This is a genomic window from Sphaerisporangium sp. NPDC051017, assembly GCF_040683095.1.
In the GTDB taxonomy this organism is placed as follows: domain Bacteria; phylum Actinomycetota; class Actinomycetes; order Streptosporangiales; family Streptosporangiaceae; genus Sphaerisporangium.
The window spans coordinates 15,266-31,036 of the sequence record NZ_JBFBCI010000081.1; the positions used below are offsets into that span (position 1 = coordinate 15,266).

Here is a 15,771-nt window from a genome sequence, read left to right on the forward strand (position 1 = left end):
GGGTACTCGCTGGGGATTCGATTACCCACTGGGTATGCGGGAGCGCCCCTTGGGCATGCGGGAGCGGCCCGGAGGCGCCGGGTGCTACGGGGGTGTTCTTCGCTGCGCCGTCGCCCCGTCCTCGACGATCTGGTCCATTCCGGCCGCACAAGACGGATAGCTGTCCGCTTTGGGCTGGTCTTTGGAGCAGAACGCCCGCTCGCCGGGGTTCTTGATCGGCGGGTCGGTGAGGTGAGGGCAGGGCTTTGCGCAGGGCGGGCGGGCAGGGCGGGGGTTGAGGTTAGGGGAGGGGGAAGGGGAGTTTTATGCCGTCGAGGGTGTTGGGGCAGTGGCAGGGGCGGTCGGTGGGGAGGGCGGCGGCGACTGAGGCGACCAGGGTGCGCATGCGTTCGCTGTTGGCGGCGAAGAAGGCGAGGACCTCCTCCTGGGTGACGCCCTCGCCGACGTCCACCCCGGCGTCGTGGTCGGTCACCAGGGCCAGCGTGGTGTAGCAGAGGGCGAGCTCGCGGGCGAGGGCCGCCTCGGGGTAGCCGGTCATGCCGACGATCGTCCAGCCGTTGCCGCTGAACCAGCGTGACTCGGCTCTGGAGGAGAAGCGGGGCCCTTCGATGACGACGAGGGTGCCGCCGTCGACGACGTCCCAGCCCTCGGCGCTCGCCGTCGCGCAGGCGAGGGACCGGCCGGTCGCGCAGTAGGGGTCGGCGAACGGGACGTGGACCGCGCCGCCCTCGTCGTAATAGGTGTGCGCGCGGCTGGTGGTGCGGTCGACCAGTTGATCGGGGATCACCAGCGTGCCGGGGCCGTACTCGGCGCGCAGCGAACCCACCGCGCTCGGGGCGAGCACCTGACGGACGCCGAGCGAGCGCAGGGCCCACAGGTTGGCCTGGTAGGGGATGCGATGGGGAGGGAAGCGGTGGTCGCGGCCGTGACGGGGCACGAACGCGACCGTGCGGGAGCCGATGCGCCCTATGGTGATGGGGTCGCTTGGTGGCCCGTACGGCGTGGTGACCTCGACCTCTTCAGCGTCGTCGAGGAGGGAGTAGAAGCCTGAGCCGCCGATGACTCCGATGTCCGCTCTGGTGACCATGGCCACGACATTAGCGCCCCGGCTTGGGCGTGATGCGCGTGAGGCCGCCGCCTGTGGATAACTCCGGCTTGTGCACAGGAGCGGAAACGGATTTATGTCTCGGCCCTGGACAGGCTCCGTCATCGAAGGGCGCTTCGCCTCCGAGGCGGCCTCGTCTGCGGACCGAGCCGCCCGGGCCCGTGCCTTGTCAGGGTGGCATGTCGCGGCGTTGCCGGAGGCTCCCGCGTTGCACTCGCTGTGCGGAGCGCTCTCTGTGCAGAGGAGGAGACGGAGTCAGACCAGACCTCCGAGGACCGTCGGCCGCGGCGCCGTCTTGCCGGCTCGTGCGCTCCGAGATCAGCCCCGGACGAGGGACGGCCCGCCGCGGGGTCATCTGCGGTCGGTGACGTGCGAGGCTGGGGAATGGGGTGTGCTGGCCGCGGCGCCGTCTTGTCGGCTCGCGCTCCGAGATCAGCCCCAGACGAAGGACGACTCGCCGCGGGGTCATCCGCGGTCAGTGACATGCGCGGCTGGGAATGCCGTGTCGGGGTGATCTTGGTGGGAGGGTTGTACGGCGTCGGGGTGGCCGTACGAGCCGTACAACCCGTGGCGTCGTCAGGAGGATGAGCTGCTGCTGGAGGCGCTGGCCGACGCCGGCTCCTTCTTCGCCGAGCCCGAGCCGGAGCCGGAGCCGGAACCCGAGGCCGAGCCGGACCCACCGGCGGCGCTGGAGCCGTTGCCGGAGTCGGAGCTCGACGAGCCGGACGAACTGGTCGACGTGGAGGACGACGAGGTCGAGGCGCTGGAGGAACCGGACGAGCGGTTGTCCGTCCGGTAGAAGCCCGATCCCTTGAAGACGATGCCGACCGCGGAGAACACCTTGCGAAGCTGGCCCTGGCAGCTGGGGCATGTGGTCAGCGGGTCGTCGGTGAATCGCTGGACCGCCTCGAGCCCTTCACCGCAAGCGGTACAGGCGTACTGGTATGTGGGCACGCACTCCTCCTTGTATGGCTCAGTATGCTCACGCAGATTGGCACTCTACCGATGCGACTGCTAATGGTACGCAGCCGATTAGGCTGAACGCCACCCAGCCGGCTTCTAATCCCGGGCGGGAGGGCCCCGGGAGTGGCCGCAGAGGCGTCTGGCCTGTGCCTTGTCCTGCGTGCGGTGACCGGCGGCCGTGGTCGTGCGGCCGGAGTCCGTCATCTCCGCCGTGGAGGGTCTGGGGTGACCGGGGTGATGTGCTGGGGTCCTGTGATGGGCTCGGGGGCGCCCGGCGATACCCGGGGCGCCCGGTAACACCCGGCACGAGCCCCGGTGGTCGCCAAGGGCCGGGCGGCCTACTCGCCGCTCTCGCCGTACCAACCCGCCAGCTTGCCGCGTCGGCTGACCGCGCGCAGGCGGCGCTCCACCCGCTCACGGCAGGCCGCCGTCGTGACGACGAGCAGCTGGTCGTCGGCGCGGAGCCGGGTCGAGTCCTCGGGGACGAATGAGTGTCCTTCCCGGACGACCATGGTGACGGCGGCGTCCGACGGCAGCCGCAGCTCGAAGATCTCGACGCCGTGCAGCCCGGATCCGGGCGGGATGGTGACCTGGAGCAGGTCGGCGTTGAGCTCTTCGAGCGGGGCCGCCTCGACGCCGAGGTCGAGGGCCTCCTCGGGGGCGCCGACGCGCAGGACGCGGGCCAGGTACGGCAGCGTGGGCCCCTGGATGAACGTGAACACGATCACGATGACGAAGACCTCGTTGAACAGGCCTTTGGCGCCGACGATCCCGGCGGCCCACGGGATGGTGGCGAGCACGATGGGGACGGCGCCGCGCAGACCGGCCCAGGACAGGAAAACCTGCTCGCGCCAGGACAGCCGGTCGACCCGCGCGGTCCGTACGAGCAGGGCGGAGACGACGACGGACGCGGGGCGGGCGAGGAGCAGCAGGGCGAGGCCCGCGATGAGGCCGGGGACCACGGTGGCGGGCAGTTCGGAGGGGCTGGCGAGGATGCCGAGCATGACGAACAGCCCGATCTGGGCGAGCCAGGCGGCCCCTTCGGCGAACCCGCGGGTGGCCGGCCGGTGGGGGAGGCGCGTGTTGCCGAGGACGAGCGTGGCGAGGTAGACGGCGAGGAAGCCGCTGCCGTGCAGCAGGGCGGCGCCGCTGTAGGCGATGAACGCGAGGGCGAGCACGGCGATCGGGTACAAACCGGAGGACGGCAGTGCGACGCGGCGCAGGGCGTACGCTCCGAGCGGCCCGACGGCGAGGCCCACCGCGCAGCCGACGGTCAGCTCGAAGGCGGCCTCGTACATCACCTGGCCGAGGCCGGGCAGAGGGGCGTTCAGCTTGCTGAGCAGCACGACGACGATGACGGTGGGCGCGTCGTTGAATCCGGACTCGGCCTCCAGGATGCCGGAGAGTCGTTGTGGCAGGGGGAGCCGGCGCAGGACGGAGAAGACGGCCGCCGCGTCGGTGGAGGCGAGGATCGCGCCGAGCAGCAGCGCCGTGCGCCAGTCCATGGCCAGCAGCCAGTGCGCGGCGGACGCGAGTACGACGATGCTCACGCCGACGCCGATCGTGGCCAGGAGGAGCGCGGTCGGCACGGCCCGGCGTACGTGCGGCCAGTACGTGGTGAGACCGCCCTCGGCGAGGATCACGGCGAGCGCGGCGAGGCCGATCTGCTGCGCGAGCTGCGCGTTCTCGAACTGGATGCCCAGCCCGGCCTCGCCGAGGAGCAGGCCGAGTCCCAGGTAGATGAGCAGGGTGGGGAGTCCGGTGCGGTGCGCGATCCGTACGGACGCGATGGCCGCGATCACGACGATGGACGCGAGGAGTAGCCAAATATTAAGGTTCACCGGCTCTCCTCCTCATGTTTTCCGCCCATTGTGGCGTATTGGTGTAGTCCTCTACCACGATGAACTACTTTGAGCTACGGTCACACGCGACACGGATGCTAGGTCAAACGGAATCATGGGTGGACGGCAGTGACGGACGACGCTTCCCCGGTCGTGGAGAGCCGCTCGGTTCTCGACGGGCTGAGGAAGGATGCCCCCGGCGAGGGTGACGACGTCCCCGAGGCGTCCTCGAAGAACCCGGAGAAGCCGAGGAAGCGGCGGCTGTTACGCCGCCTGGTGATCGTGACCGTGCTCGTCCTCGCCATGGTGGTGGCGGCGGCGTTCGCGCTGGTGATGGAGCGTCAGATCTCGCTGAACGGCAACATCGAGCGGATCCCCGGAGCGTTCCCCGAGGATGCCGGACGTCCGGCGAAGGCCGTGGGCGACGCGCAGAACTGGCTGCTCATCGGATCGGACAAGCGCCCGGGCGAGTCGGGCAACCAGCGGGCCGACACGATCATGATCGTCCATGTCCCGGCCGCCCGGGATCGGCTCACGCTCATCGGCATCCCCCGCGACTCTTATGTCCCCATCCCCGGGCACGGAAACAACAAGATCAACGCCGCCTACGCCTTCGGCGGGCCGAAGCTGCTGATCAAGACCATCGAGGGCCTCACGAAGGTCCGCATCGACCATTTCGCCGCGCTGGACTTCCAAGGGTTCGTCGAGATGAGCAAGGTCGTCGGCGGCGTGGACGTGTACGTGTCGCGCAAGGTGTACGACCCGATGAACAAGGTCACCTGGCCGCAGGGCATGGTGCACCTGGAGGGTGAGAAGGCGCTGCTGTTCGTCCGCCAGCGCTACAACCTGCCGGGCGGGGACTTCGACCGGATCAAGCGGCAGCAGGCGTTCGTCGGGGCGTTAGGCCACAAGATCATAAGCAAGGATCTGCTGACCAACCCGTTCAAACTGAACGACTTCCTGGAGGCGCTCACCCACGCGGTCAGCGTCGACTCGGGTGTGACGTTGAGCACATTGCGCGACCTGGCCCTCGAACTGCGCAACATTCGCCCCGAAACGGTGGATTCCGCCACGATTCCGACCCTGGGCGCGGGCACGGTCAAGGGCGCCAGCGTCGTCCGCCTCGACAAGAAGGAGGGCGCACGTTTCTTCGAGGCGGTCCGCAACGACTCGCTGGGTGAATACTTCAAGGACAATGGCGGTCTCGACGACCTCCAAATCGTTTCGTGACGAGAATCACACCGGTTCGCGGACGCCGGTCCCGGTAACCCCGCCAATCACAACTGTCGCGTCCGATCACGTCCGACGCCGACGATGCCGGACGGCAGGGCCGCCATCGACACGGCCCGATCATGTGGTTCCGCGGGAATTCCCTCGATCAACTCGCCCTCGTGCAGCAATGCGACCGTCGGAACATTCGGCCCCACCCGGGCGAGCGCCCGGTCGTACGAGCCGCCGCCGCGCCCGAGCCGCACGCCGCTGGACGGGTCGACCGCCAGCGCGGGCACGATGACCAGGGCGGCCGTGCGGACGGTGTCCACGCCGCGCCGCGTGTCCACGGGCTCCATCATGCCGCGCGGGCCGGGCGCCACCGAGTCAGGGCCATCGTAAACGGCCCAATCGAGATCATTGTCCGGGCGCAGGACGGGAAGGATCACCGTCGCGCCGTGCTTCCACAGCGCGAAAATCAGGCCGTGCGTCGAAGGTTCGGAGCCCGTCGACCAATAACAGGCGACCAGCCCGGCCATTTGCACCCAGGGCTGGTCGAGTAGCGTTTCCCTGATCGCGGTCGCCGAGTCGCGCGGATCGGCGAGCCCTGTGCGCGCGGCCACGATCCTCCGGCGCAGCTCCGCTTTGTCCACTCGGCCCTCCATTAAGGTGCATTCATGGCTGACTACGATCCAGTGACGAAAGTCGTCATTCCCGCCGCCGGCCTCGGGACGCGCTTCCTGCCGGCGACCAAGGCGACCCCGAAAGAGATGCTGCCGATCGTCGACAAGCCGGCCATCCAGTATGTCGTCGAAGAGGCGGTCTCGGTCGGGTTGCTTGACCTCCTCATGGTGACAGGCCGGAACAAGCGCTCCATCGAGGACCACTTCGACCGCGCGTACGAACTGGAGGAGGTGCTGGCGGCCAAGGGCGACTCCGAGCGTCTCTCGCAGGTTCTCGAACCGGTCGAGATCGCCACCTTCCACTACGTACGCCAGGGTGAGCCCAAGGGGCTCGGCCACGCCGTGCTGTGCGCCAAGCAGCACGTCGGCAACCACCCGTTCGCCTGCCTGCTGGGCGACGACATGATCGACCACCGCGACCACCTGCTGAAGCGCATGATCGAGGTGCGCGACACCTACGGCGGCAGCGTCGTGGCGCTGATGGAGGTGCCGCGGGAGCAGGTCTCGCTGTACGGCTGCGCCGAGATCCAGCCTACGGACGAGGACGACGTGGTGCGGGTGACGGGCCTGGTCGAGAAGCCCCCGGCCGACGAGGCCCCGTCGAACTGGGCGGTCATCGGACGGTACGTCATCGACCCGGCCGTGTTCGAGGTGCTGGAGAACACCCCGCCCGGGCGCGGCGGCGAGATCCAGCTCACCGACGCGCTGCTGGAGCTCGCCGGGCGTTCCACCGAGGAGGGCGGGCCCGTCCACGGCGTGCTGTTCCGCGGACGCCGGTACGACACCGGCAACAAGCTCGACTACCTCCGCACGGTCGTGCAGTTCGCCGCCGACCGTCCCGACCTCGCCCCCGAGTTCATCCCCTGGCTGCGCGAGTTCCTCGACGAGCATTCCGTGTGAGAATCAGATCATGGCCGCGATGAAATCGGTTGACGCGCACCTGGCCGAGATTCTCACCGCCGTACGACCGATCGACCCCGTCGGCCTCGGCCTGGACTTCGCGCTCGGCGCCGTCCTGGCCGAGGACGTACGGTCGCCCGTCGCGTTGCCGCCGTTCGACAACTCCGCCATGGACGGGTACGCCGTCCGAGCCGGGGACGTCGCGGCGGCGACCGAGGCGGCGCCCGTCGTGCTGCCGGTCACGATCGACGTCGCGGCGGGCGAGAGCGCTCCCCGGGCGGTCGGGCCGGGGCATGTCACGCGCATCATGACCGGCGCGCCGGTGCCCGCGGGCGCCGACGCGGTGGTGCCCGTCGAGTGGACCGACGGCGGCACGGACCGCGTCGCGATCCGCAGGCCCGCGCCGGTGGGCAACGCCATCCGCCGGTCCGGAGAGGACGTCCGCGCGGGCGACGCCGTGCTCGCCGCGGGCACCGAGATCGGGCCCGCTCAGCTCGGCATCCTCGCCGGGGTGGGCAGGCAGGCCGTCCTCGCCCGCTCCCGTCCGCGGGTCGTGGTGCTCTCCACGGGCGCCGAGCTGGTCGAGCCGGGCACCCCGCTCGGCCCGGGGCAGATCTGGGAGTCCAACAGCTTCACGCTCGTCGCCGCCGTCCGCCAGGCGGGCGGTGAGGCGGTGCGGCGGCGGGCCGTGGGCGACGACCCCGCGGAGTTCCTGGAGTCCCTGGAGGGGCTGCTCGGCGACGCCGACGCCGTGATCACCTCCGGTGGCATATCGATGGGCGCGTACGAGCCCGTCAAGGAGGCGCTGTCGCCGCTTGAGACCGTCCGGTTCGAGAAGGTCGCCATGCAGCCGGGGATGCCGCAGGGGTTCGGCGTGCTCGGCGAGCGGCAGGTCCCGATCTTCGCGCTGCCGGGCAACCCCGTCTCGTCGTACGTCTCTTTCGTGCTTTTCGTGAAGCCCGCGCTGGCCAAGATGCGCGGTTTGCCCGCAGGCCCCCCTCCGACCGTCTCCGCGGTGATCACGTCGGGGGCGCGGTCTCCGGCGGGCAGGCGGTCCTTCCTGCGCGGGGTCCTGGACGGGAAGGGCTCGGTCACCCCCGTGCACAGGCAGGGGTCCCACCAGCTCGCCGCCCTCGCCGGCGCGAACGCGCTGATCGTGATCCCCGACGACGTCACCGAGCTTCCCGAGGGGACGACCGTGGAGGTGATCCCGCTGTGAGCGAGCTGAGCCACATCGACGAGTCCGGCGCCGCGCGCATGGTCGACGTCTCGGCCAAGGACGTCGGCGTCCGCACGGCGCGCGCCACCGGCCGGGTGCTGCTGTCGCCCGAGGCCGTGGCGATCCTGCGCTCCGGGGACGTGCCCAAGGGCGACGCGATCGGCGTCGCCCGCGTCGCCGGGATCATGGGGGCCAAGCGGACGCCCGACCTCGTCCCGCTGTGCCATCCGATCGCGCTGCACGGCGTGGAGGTCGAGCTGACCGTCGTCGACTCGGGGGTGGAGATCACCGCCCGAGTGCGGACGGCCGACCGTACGGGCGTCGAGATGGAGGCGCTGACGGCGGTCTCCGTGGCGGGGCTGGCCATGGTCGACATGATCAAGGCGGTCGATCCGGCGGCGGTGATCAGCGACGTCCGGGTCGAGCAGAAGACCGGCGGGAAGACCGGCGTCTGGAACCGGCCGTGAGGGCGCTGGTCGTGACGGCCTCCAACCGGGCCGCTGCTGGCATTTATCCCGATAAATCGGGGCAACTGCTGGCCGAACTGCTCGCCGAGGCCGGATGCGAACAGGTGGACGGCCCGCGCGTCGTCCCCGACGGCGAGCCCGTCGAGGCCGCCCTGCGCGACGGCGTCCGCGCCGGATACGACGTGATCGTCACCACGGGAGGCACCGGGCTCACCCCCACGGACCTCACCCCCGAGATGAGCCGGCGCGTCATCGACCGCGAGATCCCCGGCATCGCCGAGGCCATACGTCAGGTCAACCGCGACAAAGTACCCACCTCGATCCTCTCGCGCGGGCTGGCCGGCCAGGCCGGGACGACCCTCGTCGTCAACCTGCCCGGCTCGTCCGGAGGAGTACGCGACGGCATGGCCGTCCTCGCACCCGTACTCCGGCACGTCATCGACCAGATCAGAGGGGGCGACCATCCCGCTTCATGAGGGTCAGGAGGCCACCATGGCGGATTCACGCTCCGGCAGGGGATGATTGACCCGTGGATCGACTTCGCGGCTGGCCGGCAACCCTCAAAGAGGGGCCGGTGGGACTCCGGCCGCTGCGTCTGCGCGATGTGGGCGTCTGGCGGGAGACGCGGCTGCGCAACGCAGACTGGCTCAGGCCCTGGGAACCCAGCAACCCTGAGACGCCGCTGTTCCGCACCGGCCTCGGCCCGTACATCTCCATGGTCGGCACCCTGCGCCGCGAGGCACGTCAGGGGCTCGCGCTGCCCTGGGTGGTCACCTGGCGCGGGGCGTTCGCCGGGCAGCTCACGGTCGGCGCGATCGTCTGGGGCTCCGCGCGCTCGGCCCAGGTCGGGTACTGGGTGAGCGGCGCGCTCGCCGGGCGCGGCATCATCCCCACGGCGCTCGCCATGGCCGTCGACCACTGCTTCTTCACCGTCGGCCTGCACCGGCTGGAGGCCAACATCCGCCCCGAGAACCATGCGAGCCGCCGCGTGGTCGAGAAGCTCGGGTTCCGCGAGGAGGGCATCCGCCGCAAACAGCTCCACATCGACGGCGCCTGGCGCGACCACATCTGCTACGCCCTCACCCTGGAGGACGTCCCGCGCGGACTGCTCTCCCAGTGGAGGCAGACCTGGGAGAAGACGGCGCACGACGGCCCCGCCTGAGGGCCATGGATACCTTTGGCGTATCCGTGACGATAAACAGGTTGACGATCTGGCGACACACCGGACTGAATGCTCGTCAACCAGTGACACGCGGTCCTACGGTGCGTGACGTGAACACATTTGCGACGGCGACGGTCCCGTGCTGTGTTCATGCTGCCCGCATACAGGGGGTCCCACGCCACCCCAAAACGGACGGCTTCCCGCGTTCCGGGGGGCGCACCTTCGCCACGCCCGGGGGCGGTCTCTTTGCCCGGGCCGGGCTCGGTTCCCACACGCGGGCCGGGACCGATCCTTTCACCCGGGGCGGGGCTGCTCCTCTCACCCGGGCCGGGGCCGGTCCTTTCGCACGGGAAGGCGACGGTTCCCTCCCCCGGGCCATGAGGCATTCACCCCTACTGCGCAGGAATCAGACATTCGCCCCCGCAAAGGGGTATATCTTCACGCTGTCCGGGAAGTGCGCCGTCACGGGGGCGGGGACCGGCGCCTCATGTCATACGGAGGTGGGCGGGTGAGCAGCGCCTTCCTCTACCTCGGCATCGTGCTGATGTGGCTGTGCGTCCTCGTGCCCATGTGGCTGCGCCGCGACCGCCACGCGATCGACATCTCCGAGCTGTACACCGACGGGTCCCCGGAGGGCGACGCCTCCGGGCACGCCGACGAGTCCGATGGCGACACGCTCGCCGACGTCGCGGTCTCCGACCTCCCCGCCTCCGGGACGGACACCGCCGACGACGAGATCACCGTAGAGCTCGACGCCCCGCCGTCGCCCAAACCCGCCTCCACCGTGTCCACGTCCTCCATCCCCTCCGCGCCGTCCACCTCCTCCACGCTGCCCAGGCCATTCTCGTCGTCCACCTCCTCCACGCGGTCCTCCGCCCCGTCCACGCCGTCCCCGTCCTCCACGCGATCCAAGTCCTCCACGGCTTCCTCGAACGAGGCCGACCAGGCCGTCCCCGCCGCCGACCAGCGGCGCGCCGAGGAGGCCGCTGAGGTCGTTCAGGACGAGCGCCGACGCCGGGCCCGCATCGTCGCCCGCCGGCGACGCTGGCTCCTGTGCAGCGCCCTGCTCAACGTCGCCGCCGGGGTGACGGCGGCCGTCGGCGTCGCTCCGTGGTGGAGCGCGGCCCCCTCGGCCGTCATGCTCCTCTCGTACGTCGTCCTGCTGCGCGTCGCCGTCACCGCGGACCGCGAGAAGCGCCTCGCCGCCGCCGAGGCCCGCGCGGAGCACGAGCGCAGGGAACGCGAGCGCCGCCGCGCCGAGGAACTCGCCGCCCAGCAGGCCGAGGCCGAGATCATCGAGTTCCGCAAGCCGGCCGAGCCCTTCGACCAGTACGCCGACCGCACCCGCCGCGCCGTCGGCGACTGATGCCCGGTTTCCCTCGGTGATCAACGCCGACCCGCACCGGATGGCGCGGGCGGTCGCCAAAGTTTGCTAATCTGGTCCAGTCCTTGGGGCTGTAGCGCAGTCCGGTAGCGCACTTCGTTCGCATCGAAGGGGTCAGGGGTTCGAATCCCCTCAGCTCCACCCAGGGCCGTTCATGAGACGGCTGGACTGAAGTTGACGGGATCCCGTCTGATCATCGCGATCGGGCGGGATCTTGTCGTTTCAGGGGTTTCCGAATCGGGTTCGTCCTGGTTTGGGGGCCGCGGAGCGGGTGTCTGGGAAGGCCCGGGTGGTGTCAGGCCGCTGGTGGAGGACTGAGATCCGGCTGTTGGGCATGGCGAAGCCGACGGTGGGCTGGGCGCTGCGGTGGGTGGCGGGTTTTGCGGCTTATGGGGTGGGTGGTGGTCTGCTCTGGCCTGCGGGTGGCGTGCCGTCGAAGGGCTCGACTGGAGTCTGTGGGGTGTCGGCGGGTGTGATCGGCTCGTTTTGGGGCTGGTGGGTGTGGCGCCACTGGTCGAGGAAGTGGTCGTTGGCGACCGTGACGAGCAATGCGACCAGGATGGTCTGGGCGACGCGGCCGTGGGCGAGCCGGTTCTTGGGATCGCCGAGGTCGAGGTCGTGTCCCTTGAGCCGGCCGTTGATGCCTTCGGTGTTGGCGCGGACAGATTTGTAGGTCCCGATCCAGGCGGGACTCAGGTAAGCCAGGTCCTGGCGGAATTTGTCGAGGTGGCCGAGGTCGTCCTTGTTCAGGGTGATGGTGTGCTGGTGGCAGATCTTCGGCAGTTCGCCGGTCTTGTGGTCGGGGGTTGGGGGCAGGACACGGGGTTTGGCCGCGGGGTGGGCGGCTCGCTGCCGGGCGTCGGTCAGGTCGACCGCGGTGGGGCGGCTGGGCCCGCGCTGGTGGAGGCGGTCGAAGCGGGGGCAGGTGAGGGACGGGGAGGTTCCTGCTGCCGGGCACTGGAAGCGGATGGCGCCGTCTGCGTTCGCGCTCTGTTTGAGACGCAGCAAGTAGGGCTCTCGCGCAGCGATCAACGCGGTGAGTTCTTCCGATGGTGTGCGGATGACGGCGTCGTCCAGGCCGGTAGTGGCATTGGCGAGTCGGCCGGGCATCAGCGGGCAGGCCGCCGGTCGGCCGGTGACGAGCCGTCCAGGAGCTGAACAGGTTCTTGGCGTGCCGGGCGGCGCGCCCGGGCCGGAAGACGAAGGCGTCGCCGGGCCGGTCTGCGGCGCGGGTCAGGACGTCCTCCCAGGCGGCGCGGCAGACGATCAACCGCTGCGTGCCGGGGACGGTGACCACGATCGCGCCGGAGCCCAGGTGACGAAGATGCCCTGTCCGGACGGCGGCCACCTCCCCAGAGGTCAAACCGCAGCCGAACGCGAGCGCCATCAACGCCAGCGCGTCACCTCTGGCCTGGCCGGGCAGACGTTCGGCCCAGCCGCGAAGGCGGCCGAGCTGGGCGGGCGAGTACGGCGGGCTGACCTTCTTGGGGGCTTTCATCGGCGGCGGCACCTGCTCGCCGCGTTCCAGCCAGGCCAGCGTGGCGCGCATGTGCCGCAGCCAGGACCGGTAGGTCTGCGCCGAACTCGGCGCCAGGTCGGTGCAGCCGGTCAGGACGAACGCGTCGATCGTCTCGTGCCGCAACCACTCTGCCGGGTCATCGGGCAGGCCGGAGCGGTGACACCACACGGCCAGGCGCATGGTCGCGGTGAGCAGCCGCTCGACCCTGTAGGGGGAGCGGTCGGCGCTGGCGGCGACCAGCATCCGCACCTGCTCGCAGATGTGGTCCCACTCCGGCGGAGCATTCTGCGGCCGGTAGCCGGTGATCTTGGCCGAGGTCGCGGGATCGAGGGTCACACCCCATCCATAGCGGCAGGACAAGCAGCCGTTACGCAGTGCGACGACATCCACCGAAAGGAGTGCTTTGTCATGGTCGGAGGACGCGCGCGCTCGGCCGCCCCCCGGGATCTGGCCGAGGACCCGCAGGCCTGGCCCCACGCGAACCTGGGCCGCCATCCCGCCGCGGCCGTCGTCCAGCAGATTGCCGCCGCCCTGGCCGGCGTCCTGGCCGAACGCCGCCTGAGCCTGCGCGGCCTGGCCGCCGCCTCTGGCGTCAACCGCCAGTCCATCTCCGACCTGCTTGCCGGGCGGTCTTGGCCGGACGTGGCCACCATCGCCCTCTTGGAGACCACTCTCGCTGCCCGGCTGTGGCCAGACAACGCTTCGGAACCCCGCTGACGGCGCTGGGTGCCGTGATGACATCGACGGCATGGTCGAGCCTTCCCTCCGCCGCCCCAAAGAACCCGGACATCCGGGCAGAAGCGGCCATCATTCGGCTCGACAGCCTCCAAGCGACCCTCTAGCGCGTTACGCTCGGAAGGCGCGAGCCTTCAAAGAGTTAGGTCTTCGTGGGTCCTCACGCAACCCGGTGCCGTCGAGCTGCTACTCGGCGGCACCACTTTTCGATCCGGTCGCCTGACCGGCAGGCCCTGCTCAGCTCGTGGCGGCGCCCCCTTCGCCGGCGAACCCGTTCACCCCGGATGCGATCGAGAACAAACCCTGTTCGCGTTCGACCAGCCAGCCATCGACCACCAGCCGCTTGAGCCGGGCGCGCATCCCCTCGACCTGACCGCGGACATCCTGCTGACCCAACGCCCGCACCACATCCCGCGCCCGCAGCGGCTCGTCGGAACTGGCCAGCAATACCACCGCGTCCTTGCGCAACCCCCGCAGAACCGGACGCTCCTGGGGGACCTCCGTGTGCCCGGCAGTTCCGGGGGCGATGTGGCTGGCACCACGAGGATGGGCGTTGGCGGCCTTGCCGAGCTCCGCGTCAGCCGTCTCATCGGGCGCCTCCAGCGCCGTCAGCTCCTCACGCGCGATGGACAGTCGTTCCAGGCGCCGCTGCGCCTCGGCCAACCGCTCCTGCAGCTCCTCCATCTGCCTGGATAGCTCAGCACATTGCTGCCGGGCGGACTCCTCGGCCCGGTCCAGCTTTGTCAGCAGCGACGTCACCATCGCCTCCCTCGCGGCAGTCCTCGGACCATCGCCATCACTCAACGCATAGCTGCAACTCCACACTGTAGGCGGCAATGGCATCGCTGACCTTCAAGACTGCAAGATCCCTTACTGGACCCTGCAGAGTCAGCCGATGCAAAGCCAGGTGACGAACGGCTGGTCGCCCTCGGTCTTCCTGCGCTCGAGCCCCAGTGCTGGGCCCTGGGCGGCGAATCGTGGCACCGGCAGAGCGCTGCCCTTGGTGTGAAAGTCGGAGAGCCGCTTCAGAGCCCGTGCTCAGCACTGATGCGGGCGTGGTCTTCCGGGGTGAACTCTTCGATGCCAACGCCGTCGGGGAAATCGTCGGGAAAGACTGGGCATCGCACTTTGTGCGTCAAGATCCCAACCAGGAAGTCCAGCAAAGATCCCTGGAAGTGCCACCAGAATGTTCCGTCGGTGACTACGATTGTCCACTTTTGGGGATCGGGATCGGTGAGCCAGAGAAGGAAATCCCCATTGTCTGTTGAGCCCCAGAAATACAAGCCACCGGGCTGAGGGTAGAAAGGGAAGGGCGGTGCCTCGCTCTCGTTCCCCAAGTCGTCCAAGAGGTCGATGGTCGGCCAGTCCTCGACCAGGTCGCGAAGCTGATCCACGGTGGCAATCGCCGCCTGCCGTTCCCTCCCGGCAGGTTCCGGACGGCTGAGGTAGAGGAAGCCGTTCAGCTGAAGGTCCGCATAAGTGTTGGCCCACGCCTTGTAATCGTCGGGAAACGTGAGTCCCACTTCCGCCTCGATCGCCGGCCAGTCCACTGCGGTGGCCGGCTTGCTCGGAGGACCGATGATAGCTATTAAGTCGGCAAGAGATGTCAAGTGTCCTGCCTTTCTGGCCTTCCTCGAAGGATGGCGAAGGTCTAGCAACGCGTCAGCGACGCCATCGGAGCAAATCTGAATGAGTCGATATGGAAGGAACTCAGCGCCGATCCGGGAAACGATCTTAGCGAAGCCGGGAAGCGATCTCCCAGCCCCCTACCGCATCCCAGGTCAGGCCCACTCGTGAACACCCCAAGCTCTATCTCGTTCTCAGCGGAAAACTGCTGGTCATATCCGACGGCATGGAGCGTGAGGCCGGGCCGTTGAGCGGTGTCATGGTCGACTCAGGGACATGGGTTGAGCTGATCGGCGATGCGGCGAAGATCGCCATCGTGTACAGCCCGGCCTTCAACCCTGCCGACGAGACGATCGACAAGTGAGGTCCGTTTCAGGCGTCGAGGGCTTCGGATCCCCACTTAGAGTAAGTGCTATTGAGGTCCTCGCCTATGCAACTGTCGCGATTGCGGCCGTCTGTGCTCTCCGGCGACTGCCAGCGCCGTCAGGCGGGCGCTGGGTTCTCATCGATCCGTGCCGCCCTGGTGCGCGCCGCAGTCCCGATGGGAACCGAGGAGTTGGTCGTGTCCGTCGCCGCTGTGCGATGTCATCAAGATCTTGGGCTCCTCCGGCCTGCATATCGGAGTCGTCACCAACGGCACGATGATCGATCGTCACCTCGACGAGATAGCCGAACACGTGACGTGGCTGCGCGTTTCCGTCGATGCCGCCACCGAGGACACCTACGGTCGTGTACGGCCGGACCGCAAAGGCCGCAGCGTGTTCGGCAAGGTCATCGCCAACATGCGCGCTCGCCAACGCGAAGACCGGAACCCTGGGATACTCGTTTTTGTTGGTCACGCGCTTCGACGATGACGGCAGGGCGGCTTGATCCCAAGCGGTGAAGGCAATCGGGCTATTGGGATGATCGACAGATCGGGGAATTACGGGGAGAAGTCTTCTTCTCGTCGTCGCTGATC

General features: G+C 69.1%; 17 protein-coding genes and 1 tRNA gene. 11 read left to right on the forward strand and 7 right to left on the reverse strand.

Annotated features, from left to right (window positions below; all coding sequences use genetic code 11):
* Positions 1-280: 280 nt before the first annotated feature.
* The 3 genes from AB0M95_RS37185 to AB0M95_RS37195 form a co-directional block, all read right to left on the reverse strand.
* A complete protein-coding gene (locus AB0M95_RS37185; protein ID WP_363775282.1) occupies positions 281-1,087 on the reverse strand; it encodes an S-methyl-5'-thioadenosine phosphorylase in 807 nt (268 codons plus the stop codon).
* A gap of 594 nt (positions 1,088-1,681) precedes the next feature.
* On the reverse strand, positions 1,682-2,059 hold the full coding sequence (locus tag AB0M95_RS37190; protein WP_363775285.1) for an FmdB family zinc ribbon protein: 378 nt from the start codon (positions 2,057-2,059) through the stop codon (positions 1,682-1,684).
* 347 nt (positions 2,060-2,406) lie between these two features.
* A complete protein-coding gene (locus AB0M95_RS37195) occupies positions 2,407-3,909 on the reverse strand; it encodes a potassium/proton antiporter (RefSeq protein ID WP_363775288.1) in 1,503 nt (500 codons plus the stop codon).
* 129 nt (positions 3,910-4,038) lie between these two features.
* On the opposite strand from AB0M95_RS37195, the gene AB0M95_RS37200 reads away from it, so the two are divergent.
* Complete coding sequence (locus tag AB0M95_RS37200) at positions 4,039-5,139, forward strand: LCP family protein (protein WP_363775291.1); 1,101 nt, start codon at positions 4,039-4,041, stop codon at positions 5,137-5,139.
* Positions 5,140-5,186: 47 nt separating this feature from the next.
* Here AB0M95_RS37200 and AB0M95_RS37205 read toward each other — a convergent pair whose 3' ends face one another.
* A complete protein-coding gene (locus tag AB0M95_RS37205) occupies positions 5,187-5,771 on the reverse strand; it encodes a 5-formyltetrahydrofolate cyclo-ligase (RefSeq protein ID WP_363775294.1) in 585 nt (194 codons plus the stop codon).
* Between the two features lie 24 nt (positions 5,772-5,795).
* On the opposite strand from AB0M95_RS37205, the gene galU reads away from it, so the two are divergent.
* The 7 genes from galU (at position 5,796) to AB0M95_RS37240 (ending at position 11,074) form a co-directional block, all read left to right on the forward strand.
* A complete protein-coding gene (gene galU / locus AB0M95_RS37210; RefSeq protein ID WP_358527066.1) occupies positions 5,796-6,701 on the forward strand; it encodes a UTP--glucose-1-phosphate uridylyltransferase GalU in 906 nt (301 codons plus the stop codon).
* Positions 6,702-6,720: 19 nt separating this feature from the next.
* A complete protein-coding gene (gene glp, locus AB0M95_RS37215) occupies positions 6,721-7,920 on the forward strand; it encodes a gephyrin-like molybdotransferase Glp (RefSeq protein WP_363775297.1) in 1,200 nt (399 codons plus the stop codon).
* Positions 7,917-8,387: a cyclic pyranopterin monophosphate synthase MoaC gene (gene moaC, locus AB0M95_RS37220; protein WP_358527069.1), complete on the forward strand. Its 471-nt coding sequence runs from the start codon at positions 7,917-7,919 to the stop codon at positions 8,385-8,387. The genes glp and moaC overlap by 4 nt, the downstream gene beginning before the upstream one ends.
* Positions 8,384-8,863, forward strand: a complete 480-nt coding sequence (locus AB0M95_RS37225) for a MogA/MoaB family molybdenum cofactor biosynthesis protein (protein WP_363775300.1) — start codon at positions 8,384-8,386, stop codon at positions 8,861-8,863. The genes moaC and AB0M95_RS37225 overlap by 4 nt, the downstream gene beginning before the upstream one ends.
* 53 nt (positions 8,864-8,916) lie before the next feature.
* Positions 8,917-9,549, forward strand: coding sequence for a GNAT family protein (locus tag AB0M95_RS37230; protein ID WP_358527072.1), 633 nt, complete (start codon positions 8,917-8,919; stop codon positions 9,547-9,549).
* A gap of 508 nt (positions 9,550-10,057) precedes the next feature.
* Complete coding sequence (locus AB0M95_RS37235) at positions 10,058-10,915, forward strand: hypothetical protein (RefSeq protein ID WP_363775304.1); 858 nt, start codon at positions 10,058-10,060, stop codon at positions 10,913-10,915.
* Between the two features lie 85 nt (positions 10,916-11,000).
* Positions 11,001-11,074, forward strand: a tRNA-Ala gene (locus AB0M95_RS37240).
* A gap of 246 nt (positions 11,075-11,320) precedes the next feature.
* Here the strand turns inward: AB0M95_RS37240 and AB0M95_RS37245 are convergent.
* Positions 11,321-12,043, reverse strand: a complete 723-nt coding sequence (locus AB0M95_RS37245; protein ID WP_363775307.1) for a hypothetical protein — start codon at positions 12,041-12,043, stop codon at positions 11,321-11,323.
* 817 nt (positions 12,044-12,860) lie between these two features.
* Here AB0M95_RS37245 and AB0M95_RS37250 point away from each other — a divergent pair.
* Positions 12,861-13,169: a helix-turn-helix transcriptional regulator gene (locus tag AB0M95_RS37250; protein ID WP_363775310.1), complete on the forward strand. Its 309-nt coding sequence runs from the start codon at positions 12,861-12,863 to the stop codon at positions 13,167-13,169.
* Between the two features lie 255 nt (positions 13,170-13,424).
* On the opposite strand, the gene AB0M95_RS37255 is transcribed toward AB0M95_RS37250, so the two are convergent.
* Together AB0M95_RS37255 and AB0M95_RS37260 are read right to left on the reverse strand one after the other, a co-directional pair.
* Positions 13,425-13,949, reverse strand: a complete 525-nt coding sequence (locus tag AB0M95_RS37255) for a hypothetical protein (protein ID WP_363775313.1) — start codon at positions 13,947-13,949, stop codon at positions 13,425-13,427.
* Between the two features lie 263 nt (positions 13,950-14,212).
* The gene (locus AB0M95_RS37260; RefSeq protein WP_363775316.1) at positions 14,213-14,797 is read right to left on the reverse strand and encodes an SMI1/KNR4 family protein; all 585 of its coding nucleotides are present in this window, start codon (positions 14,795-14,797) and stop codon (positions 14,213-14,215) included.
* Between the two features lie 242 nt (positions 14,798-15,039).
* On the opposite strand from AB0M95_RS37260, the gene AB0M95_RS37265 reads away from it, so the two are divergent.
* Positions 15,040-15,177: a hypothetical protein gene (locus tag AB0M95_RS37265; protein ID WP_363775319.1), complete on the forward strand. Its 138-nt coding sequence runs from the start codon at positions 15,040-15,042 to the stop codon at positions 15,175-15,177.
* 232 nt (positions 15,178-15,409) lie between these two features.
* Positions 15,410-15,667 (forward strand): hypothetical protein, encoded by a 258-nt coding sequence (locus tag AB0M95_RS37270; RefSeq protein ID WP_363775322.1) that lies wholly within the window; start codon positions 15,410-15,412, stop codon positions 15,665-15,667.
* The last annotated feature ends 104 nt before the right edge of the window (positions 15,668-15,771 follow it).

What these genes read in the sequence shown, in the direction of transcription:
- AB0M95_RS37185 (WP_363775282.1), bottom strand. Translation starts at nt 1,087, where the DNA reads ATGGTCACCAGAGCGGACATCGGAGTCATCGGCGGCTCAGGCTTCTAC.
- AB0M95_RS37245 (WP_363775307.1), bottom strand. Translation starts at nt 12,043, where the DNA reads ATGCCCGGCCGACTCGCCAATGCCACTACCGGCCTGGACGACGCCGTC.
- glp (WP_363775297.1), top strand. Translation starts at nt 6,721, where the DNA reads ATGAAATCGGTTGACGCGCACCTGGCCGAGATTCTCACCGCCGTACGA.
- AB0M95_RS37255 (WP_363775313.1), bottom strand. Translation starts at nt 13,949, where the DNA reads ATGGTGACGTCGCTGCTGACAAAGCTGGACCGGGCCGAGGAGTCCGCC.
- AB0M95_RS37250 (WP_363775310.1), top strand. Translation starts at nt 12,861, where the DNA reads ATGGTCGGAGGACGCGCGCGCTCGGCCGCCCCCCGGGATCTGGCCGAG.
- galU (WP_358527066.1), top strand. Translation starts at nt 5,796, where the DNA reads ATGGCTGACTACGATCCAGTGACGAAAGTCGTCATTCCCGCCGCCGGC.
- AB0M95_RS37265 (WP_363775319.1), top strand. Translation starts at nt 15,040, where the DNA reads ATGGAGCGTGAGGCCGGGCCGTTGAGCGGTGTCATGGTCGACTCAGGG.